9 protein-coding genes are annotated in these 8,929 nt (G+C 45.4%); all 9 read right to left on the reverse strand.

All coding sequences use genetic code 11. The annotated features are described in order from the left end of the window. Window positions 1-2,143, reverse strand: a 2,143-nt coding sequence (gene pnp / locus COT43_04015) for a polyribonucleotide nucleotidyltransferase (protein PIS29347.1), incomplete at its 3' end; no start/stop codon positions are given. Window positions 2,144-2,180: 37 nt separating this feature from the next. After that, the gene (locus COT43_04020) at window positions 2,181-2,450 is read right to left on the reverse strand and encodes a 30S ribosomal protein S15 (GenBank protein PIS29339.1); all 270 of its coding nucleotides are present in this window, start codon (window positions 2,448-2,450) and stop codon (window positions 2,181-2,183) included. Further along, window positions 2,413-3,405: a hypothetical protein gene (locus COT43_04025; protein ID PIS29340.1), complete on the reverse strand. Its 993-nt coding sequence runs from the start codon at window positions 3,403-3,405 to the stop codon at window positions 2,413-2,415. Before COT43_04025 ends, COT43_04020 begins: the two co-directional genes overlap by 38 nt. Beyond that, entirely contained in the window at window positions 3,402-4,091 is a 690-nt protein-coding gene (gene truB / locus COT43_04030) for a tRNA pseudouridine(55) synthase TruB (GenBank protein ID PIS29341.1), read from the reverse strand. The genes COT43_04025 and truB overlap by 4 nt, the downstream gene beginning before the upstream one ends. An 11-nt stretch (window positions 4,092-4,102) precedes the next feature. Further along, a complete protein-coding gene (rbfA, locus tag COT43_04035) occupies window positions 4,103-4,450 on the reverse strand; it encodes a ribosome-binding factor A (protein PIS29342.1) in 348 nt (115 codons plus the stop codon). Then, entirely contained in the window at window positions 4,447-4,728 is a 282-nt protein-coding gene (locus tag COT43_04040; protein ID PIS29343.1) for a DUF503 domain-containing protein, read from the reverse strand. The genes rbfA and COT43_04040 overlap by 4 nt, the downstream gene beginning before the upstream one ends. 23 nt (window positions 4,729-4,751) lie before the next feature. Next, on the reverse strand, window positions 4,752-7,286 hold the full coding sequence (locus COT43_04045; GenBank protein ID PIS29344.1) for a translation initiation factor IF-2: 2,535 nt from the start codon (window positions 7,284-7,286) through the stop codon (window positions 4,752-4,754). 10 nt (window positions 7,287-7,296) lie between these two features. Next, window positions 7,297-8,724: a transcription termination factor NusA gene (gene nusA / locus COT43_04050; GenBank protein PIS29345.1), complete on the reverse strand. Its 1,428-nt coding sequence runs from the start codon at window positions 8,722-8,724 to the stop codon at window positions 7,297-7,299. Between the two features lie 22 nt (window positions 8,725-8,746). Next, the coding region (locus COT43_04055) for a hypothetical protein (GenBank protein ID PIS29346.1) at window positions 8,747-8,929 on the reverse strand (183 nt) is incomplete at its 5' end.

The raw sequence follows: 8,929 nt of genomic DNA on the forward strand, positions 1-8,929 counted from the left end.
GCGACCCACGATTGTCTCTGTCGCGTCCGGAGTGCTCATGACCTGAATTCCTTTCTTCGGTGTAACCTTCCGGTTTGGGAAGGAGTTCTTTCATCGATAATTCAAATCGTCCTGGCGACGAGATTTTCTTTAACAAAACATCTACTTTATCGCCAACTTTCATTATAGTATTGATATCGTCTGTCCGCTTCCACGCAACTTCTGAAATGTGTAAAAGGCCTTCTTTTCCCGGCAGGATTTCGACAAATGCACCATAGGTCTCCAAGCGTTTTACTGCGCAATTCCGGTAAATCGCGCCCTCTTCAGGTTTGGCGATCATTCCTTCTATCAGCCGTTTGGCATTTTCGCCGGCGGAACCATCGGGCGCGGAGATGAATATCATGCCATCATCCGAAATCTCGACTTTTGCTCCGCTTTGGGCTTGAACGGCTTTGATATTTTTTCCACCAGGACCGATGATCTCGCCGATCAATTCGATATCGACTTTCATCGTGATCATCTTCGGCGCGAAGGGAGAAATTTCCGGTCTGGGTTGACTGATGGTTTTTTCCATCGTATTGATGATAAAGAATCTGCCTTCCTTCGCCTGTTCAAGCGCCGAGCGCATGATGCTTGTGGAAATGCCTTGGACCTTTAAATCCATCTGGATTGCAGTGATACCGGTTTTTGTACCGGTAACTTTAAAATCCATATCACCGTAATGGTCTTCCGCTCCCAAAATATCCGTCAGCACGATGTATTGATCGTTTTCCTTGATCAGTCCCATTGCAATACCTGCAACGGTGCAACGAACGGGAATTCCGGCATCCATCATCGCAAGCGAACCCGCGCAGACGGTTGCCATTGATGAAGATCCGTTCGATTCAAGAATGTCGGAGACGATTCGAACGGTGTATGGAAATTCCTCTTCGCCGGGAATCTGCGTCCTCAAAGCGCGCTCGGCGAGATGTCCATGACCGATCTCCCGTCTGCCGGTTCCGCGCAGAGGACGTACTTCGCCAACGCTGAATGGCGGAAAATTGTAATGCAACATGAACTTTTTCGTGAATTCCTCGCGATCAATGGCATCGATAATCTGCTCGTCAAGTTTTGTGCCGAGTGTTACCGAACCGAGACTCTGAGTCTCGCCACGCGTAAAAAGCGCAGAGCCATGAGCACGTGGCAAAACGCCTATTTCACAAGTAATCGGACGGATCTCTTTTAATCCTCTGCCATCCAACCGAATACCGGATTCAACAATTTTTTTCCGCATATCATTTTTCAGAATTTCATCAACAATCTTTTCGACGACGCTTCCCATCCCGGGAAAGGGCTCTTCGAGTTCCTCTTTGAGACTTTTCAGAAAAAATGCTATTGCGTCTGAGCGAGTTTTCTTTTTCTGTTTACCCTTTTCACGCCAATCGAGTAACATCGGCAACGTTTTCGCTTCGACCGCTTCGACAAATCCTTCGGGCATAACCGGAACCTGAAACACGGCTTTGACCGGCTTAACTTCAGCAATGAGTTCTTTCTGAAGTTGAATGATCTGAACAATTGCCTGATGTCCAAATTCGATGGCGCTGACGATAACTTCCTCGGAAATTTCTTTCGCTTCTCCTTCCACCATCACGACGGATTCTTCAGTTCCTGCGATAACAATTTCCATTTCGCTTTTTTCCATCTGAGGAATCGTCGGATTTAAAATATATTCTCCGTCGATTCGACCGACACGAACCCCGGCAATCGGTCCCAAAAATGGGATTTCCGAAATGCTGAGAGCCGCCGAAGCACCGATGATTCCGAGAATATCGCCCGGATTTTCCTGATCGCTTGAGATTACGCTGGCAATTACCTGCGTATCTGAGAAAAACCCGTTGGGAAATAGCGGACGGATCGGGCGGTCGATCAGACGCGAACCTAAAATTTCTCTCTCGGATGGACGCCCTTCACGCTTAAAAAAACCACCCGGGATTTTACCTGCGGCATAAGCGCGTTCCTGATATTCACACTGAAGCGGGAAAAAATCCTGCTTAGGCGTCGATAACAGATTCGCTGTAGCCGTCACTAAAGCAATTGTATCCGCATAACGGACAGTTACGGAACCAGAAGCCTGCTTGGCCATCTTTCCGGTTTCAATGATTAATTCACGACCTCCAAGGGTCATTGATTTTCGGATCAATTATATATCTCCTGTATTCTATCTACTTACGTATGTTAAGATCTGCAATCAGCGTCCGGTAACTATCCATGTTTTTCTTTTTCAGATAACTTAACAGATGCTTCCGGCGGCTGACGAGTTTCATCAGTCCGCGACGTGATGCGTGATCTTTTGGGTTGTTTAAAAAATGTTCGGTTAGTTCCTTAATTCTCTGCGTCAAAATTGCGATCTGAGATTCAGCCGATCCCGTATTCTTCGGATCCTGACCGTATTTCTCAACTAACTCTTGCTTGATATCTTTCGTCAATACCATTCAGTTTATCCTCCATTTCATTCTTGATTTTCATACACAACATTTTGTCATTAATCATCTGCTTCTTCAATTCATCAGCAGATTCAAATTTAATTTCATCTCTTAACTTTTTCAATAATTCAACTTCTATTTCTTCGCCGTACAAATCCACCGTTGGCGGATCGAACAGATTGACTTCAATCGAAAACTCCTGTGCGTCAAACGTTTTCCGCGTTCCGAGATTACTCATACCGTAAGATACGGAATTTTTTACATGAACTCTCGAAAAATAAACGCCGAATGCCGGAATAAGCTTTTGCGAATCGTTTGGCAGAATGTTGGCAGTCGGAAAACCCAGCGCGTGTCCGCGTCCGAAACCTTTGATGACTTTTCCAGTCAACGAATACGGCCTTCCAAGCAATTTCCATGCGGCTTCTACTTTTCCATCCAACAGCAATTTTCTAATTGCTGACGATCGCACATGTTCGCCTTCTATCGAAAACATCGAAACGATCTCGACATCGAAACCGCTGAATTTGCTTTTCTCTTGAAGAATTGCCGCATTGCCCGCCCTATCTTTACCAAATCGATAATCATATCCAACGATCACTTTACTAACTTGCAAATGCTCCATCAAAACTGTCAGGATAAATTCTTCCGGTGACATTTTCAAGAATTCTATATCGGTTTGGACAAACAACACCGCGTCTAATTCCGTTTGACTCAGCAAGCGGATTTTTTCCGGAAGCGAAGTCAGAATCGGCAAGACAAAACCATCTGATTGATTTAAAACCTTACGCGGATGCGGATCAAAAGTGACCAGTAGCGATGTGACGCCCATCTTTTTTGCTTCAGTAATAGCGGTTTCAATAATTTTCCGATGCGCCAGATGAAATCCATCAAAAACGCCCAGCGCAATGACGCTTCCCTTGAATCGTTCCGGCAAATTTTCTAACCCGCGAAATACCTGAATCATGCGATGACCGCCTGCTTCGCCGATTCAAACAGACTATCCAATCCGTCGAATGAAATGGCATCGTCCGAACGATAATCGCCGACCTGAACTCTCTTTAAAAAAATCAGATGTCCGACCGTTCCCAACGCCAGAGCAAAATCTTCGCCGAGTTTCCGTATATAAGTTCCGCTAGAACAGGTCACGACGATCTGAATATGCGACGCATCGACGATTTCCGGCTTCAGATCATAGATCATGATCTTTTTCGGTTTCAGCGTAAATTCGACATCGCGTCTCGCTAATTTGTAAGCCCGCTGTCCATCGATTTTTTTCGCCGAGAATCGTGGCGGCGTTTGATCGATCTCACCCAGAAAAGAGAGGCGTATCTTTTCGAGAATTTCGGGTGTTAAAATAGGAACCTCGGAAGAATTAACGACCGAAGTCGTCGGATCGCCACTTTTCGTGGATTGCCCAAGTTTCAAAATACATTCGTACGTTTTCGGACACCGAAGCAGATCGATCATTCGTTTGGTCGCTTGACCCATAAGTACCAACAGAACTCCTTCGGCGAACGGATCGAGCGTGCCACCATGCCCGATTTTCCGAATTCCCGACAAACGCTTAACCTTCCGAACAACGTCATAAGATGAAATCCCTGCCGGTTTATACACATTCAAAATTCGGTCTGTCTGCTGGACGGTTGTCATAAGAATCTAATTTATTGGTGAAGTGATTGAATCAATTTTTCGATTTTCTCGGCATTTTCCTCTGTGTCGTCTTCATAGAAAGACAGTTGCGGCACGCGTCTCAACGAAATATGATTGCCGAGAATACCTCGCGCAAAGGAAGCGCGCGATCGGATTTTTTCCATTCCCGCTTTCCGCTGGTCTGCATTGTGATTCAAAATACTGATGTAAACTTTCGCCGACCGTAAATCGGGCGAGCAAACGACTTTTGTCACCGTCACAAGTCCGTATCCATCACACGGAATGTCTCGAATAAACGCCTCCGCAAGAATGCGCTTGATTTCGTCAGAAACACGCTGAATCCGATAACTGCTTGTCATAACATTTCAATCCTTCTACCCATCACCTGAACTTCAAAGCGGTTCTCGATGAATTGCTCCGCCTTTCGTAAAATATCGTGAACGACGGATGGGTCGTTGCTGATAGTAACAATTCCAATCTGACTGCGGCTCATCTCATCGCCCATTCTAAGTTCGGAAATTGCGACATTGAACCTGCTCCGAACTTGATTTTTAAGGCGACTCAAAATGGAGCGTTTATCCTTTAAAGAGCGTGTCGTAGGCAATAACAAATCCATCTGTAATAAACCGGTTGTCATTTTTTAGTGTAAAGAAATTGATCTTATTCAAGTTTCCTTTTCACGGATTTGATTTCGAAAAATTCGATCCGATCGCCGATTTTATAATCATCATAACCCTCAATCGAAATTCCGCACTCAAACCCTTCTGCTACTTCGCGGGCATCGTCTTTGAACCGCTTCAGCGACTCGACGAAACTTTCGTGCACGACTTTCGCATCACGTTTCAGCCGAGCACGCGCCGTTCGGGTCACCTTACCAGAAACGACATACGAGCCGGCAATCATGCCCTGTTTAGGAATCTTAAAAACTTCACGGACTTCTGCTTCGCCTAACATCTCTTCGATCTTGTCGGGACTTAACATCCCTTCAAGAGCGGCTTTGATGTCATCAATCAATTCGTAAATGATGCTGTAATAACGAATTTCGATATTTTCCTTCTTGGCTTGTTCTTTGACTTTTGGATTTGCAGAAACGTTAAATGCGACGATGACCGCTTCCGACGCTTTCGCTAACAGAACGTCGGACTCTGAAATTTCTCCAGCCGCCATGTGTTTAACACTGACGCTGACTTCCGTATTGCCAAGATCTTTCAATGCGTGGTTAATCGCCTCGGCAGAACCGTCCACATCGCACTTTAGAATAACATTCAACTGTTTAATTTTTCCTTCGGCAATCTTGGCAGAAATCGTATCCAACGACCATTCTTTGAGTTGGCGATTCATTTGTTCGCGCTGAATTTTCTGGCGTTCTATCGCGATTTTACGCGCCAAATGCTCATCCTGAACGACAGAAAACACATCCGCGAGTCCCGGCAATATATCAAAGCCGATAACCACGACTGGATCGGAAGGTTCCGCATGGGTTAGTTTTTGACCACGTTCGTCAAAAAGTGCTCTGACCTTTCCAAAAGCCGCACCGCACACGAATGGGTCTCCGATTTTCAGTGTTCCTTTCTGGATCAATATCGTTGCCGTTGGGCCGTGGCGTCTGTCCATTTTTGATTCAACGATCGTTCCCTGAGCGCTTGTTTCATAATTCGCTTTCAGGTCTAGCATCTCAGATTCGAGCAAAATTAAATCCAGGAGATGATCGATCCCTTTTCCGGTCTTTGCTGATATTTCTGCGTATTGAACTTTCCCCCCCCACGTTTCGACAAGCACATCATTGTCAGCTAGTTCACGTTTGACGCGTTCCGCATCGGCTTCTGGCTTGTCAATTTTGTTAATTGCCACAACGATCGGAACATTCGCGGCTTTCGCGTGGTGAATCGCCTCGATTGTCCGAGGCATCACACCGTCATCTGCGGCAACGATCAACACGACGATATCCGTAATCTGAGCGCCGCGGGCTCGCATCGCTGTAAAAGCTTCGTGTCCCGGCGTATCCAAAAATGTAATCTTCTTTTTATTCGGCAAGATAACCTGATAGGCACCAATGTGCTGTGTAATGCCGCCGAATTCACCGGCTACGACATTCGATCTTCGGATAAAATCCAGCAAAGAGGTCTTTCCATGATCGACATGTCCCATAATAGCGACGACAGGTGCACGAAATTTGGAGTTTTCCAAATCTTCTTCCGTTTGATCAATCTTGAGAAGTTCCTCACCAAACATTGCCACCTGCTCGACCCTGAAACCAAACTCATCGGCAATGATCGTGATCGTGGTAAAATCCAACCGCTGGTTAATGGTAACGAACATTCCCATTTGAATACATTTTTCGATCACATCGGCTGGGCTGACATCCATCAGCGAAGCCAGCGTTTCAACGGAAGCAAATTCGCTGACACGAATTCTATTTGTGATTTCTTCAATCTCTTCTTTATCGCTTCCGCCTTTTTTATATTTTTTATGAATGACTTTCCCGTCTATTTTAGCCATTGTACGACGAATGGAATCATCAACCTTCTTTTCGTCAATATCGGCTCCTTTTTTATTGTGCTTGCCTTTCTTTTGGCTAAAATCTGTCGTTTCCGGTTTCTTCTTCCCAAATTTTTGTGCGAGACGAGATTCGATATCCGAAATGGCGATCCTTCTCAGTTTGCGCTTTTCTTTATCTTTCTTTTTCTTTTCACCTTTGACCTCGATCTCACTCTTAGTGACTGGTTTTCCAATCGTTTTTTCCGATCCAATGGCTTCTTCGACTGATTGTTCTGCAATGATGTCCGTCTTGCGAATTTTTTCACGAACCTGCTCGATCAAAATCGGTTTGATATCGGCGCAAAGTTCAATCACGCATGCGATTGCACTCTGGAAAAGAAGCGCCGCGGATTTCACCACTTCCTCTTCCATTCTCCGACGCTCGAGTTCGGCGGCTTTTTGAGTATCTTCCTGAGCTTTCCGCTTCAGTTCCGCCTCTTTTCTGGCTCTTTCCTTGAGCGCGCGTTCGACAAGAGTCTTTTCCTTGGCGAATTGCTCCAGAATTTTGATATAAGTCAGTTCATCGACCGGAGAATTCACACTTTTGGAAGAACTGCCCTCTTTTGCAAGAAACGAAATGATATCAATATAGGATATATTGAGTTCCTTGGCTATCTCAAAAATTTTCTTTTGTCTTGTCTTCGGTTCGTGATCCATTCAACGCTTTCTATTCTTTTTCCAAATCTACGCCAGTATCTTCATCGGAAACTTGTGTCTTTGCCCTTTCCTCCTTCAGTGCAGTTTTTCCCTCTTCGTCCTCTTCCAAATATTCGTCGACTTCTTTTTCGTATTTTTCGAAATCTTCGGAACTCGCCGTCGCATCTTCAACGGCTCTGCGCGCGTTTTCCAATTCGGCTCTTCGATTTTCTACCGCTTCTGATACCAGTACAAGTACCTTTTCGACTGTCTTCTCGCCGAGACCTTTGATGTTGATCAATTCCTCTTTTGGCGTCGCAAGCAGTTCCTCGGCGGTGTCAATGCCAATACCATACAACAACTTCCAATTATGCTCAGTCAATCCTTCGATGTCTTCCAGATAAATCGTTTCCGATTCAGTCAGCTCATAATCTGAACGTTTAATAGCATCAATTGAATAACCCGTCACTTTCGACGCTAGCCGTATGTTCTGACCATTTTTCCCTATGGCGACGGAAATTTCTTCATCGGGGAAGATCGCCAGTGCGGTTTTCCTTTCCTCATCAATCTCAAGCATGAACGGTTTGGCGGGCGAAAGCGCGCGCGTGATGAGAATTTCCGGTTCACTGCTGTAATTGATTATGTCGATCTTTTCGTTATTTAATTCGCGGACGATCGCCTGAATACGGCTTCCTTTAATGCCGACACAGGCGCCGACGGCGTCGATGCGACGGTCGTTCGATTCAACGATGACCTTGCTTCGGTCGCCAGGATGACGCGCCACCCGTTTGATTTCGATCGTCTTGTCATAGATTTCCGGTACTTCGTTTTCAAAAAGTTTAATCAGAAATTCTTCCGATGCGCGGGAAACGATGATCTCCGGTCCGTTCAGCCCAACTGTCGCTTCTTTGACGATAGATTTGATGCTTTCGCCGCGGCGGTACTTTTCGCCCTGAATCTGTTCTTCGTGCGGCATCTTTATTTCGGCTTTGCCGATGTTGATAAAAATGGCGTCGCGTCTGATTTGATGCACATCGCCGATGATGATCTGCCCGATCTTCTTGGAAAATTCCTCGTAGATCTGGTTCTTTTCTACACTCTGAATTTGCTGATTTAAAATCTGTTTGGCGTGTGTAATCAATCGTCTGCCGAAACTCAGCGGATCGATAATCTCAACAAAATATTCGCCCGCTTCCATATCCGGCTCAGTTAATTTTGCCTGCTCGACGCTGATTTGATACAGGGGATCGGTCACCTCTTGGACGATCAGTTTCCGCTGGTAGATTTCGATCTCGCCTTTATCCATATTGACGATGACGTCGAAGTTTTCGACGCTATTGTACTTTTTTTCGATTAGCGCCAGAAATACCTTCTGAATAATGTCGCTTAAATCTGCACGATCAACATTTTTCTCACGTGCGATAGCCCCAAACGCTTCGATGATTTCCCGGTTAATCAACTTTTTGCTCCTCTTTGTTTCTCTACCATTTTAAAAGCACTTTTCCAAATTCGATGTTCGAATAGGCAAAGACCAAATTCCCTTCTACCGTCTCCAGTGTTACGCCCGTTTCGTCTGCCGAAACGATTTTTCCTTCAATGGAAGATTTCACGCCGTCGATTTCCACGCGGATTTTCATTGCTCTGCCAATATTTCGGAGAAAATC

It is taken from the genome of Candidatus Marinimicrobia bacterium CG08_land_8_20_14_0_20_45_22 (assembly GCA_002774355.1).
GTDB lineage: Bacteria > Fidelibacterota > UBA2242 > UBA2242 > UBA2242 > 0-14-0-20-45-22.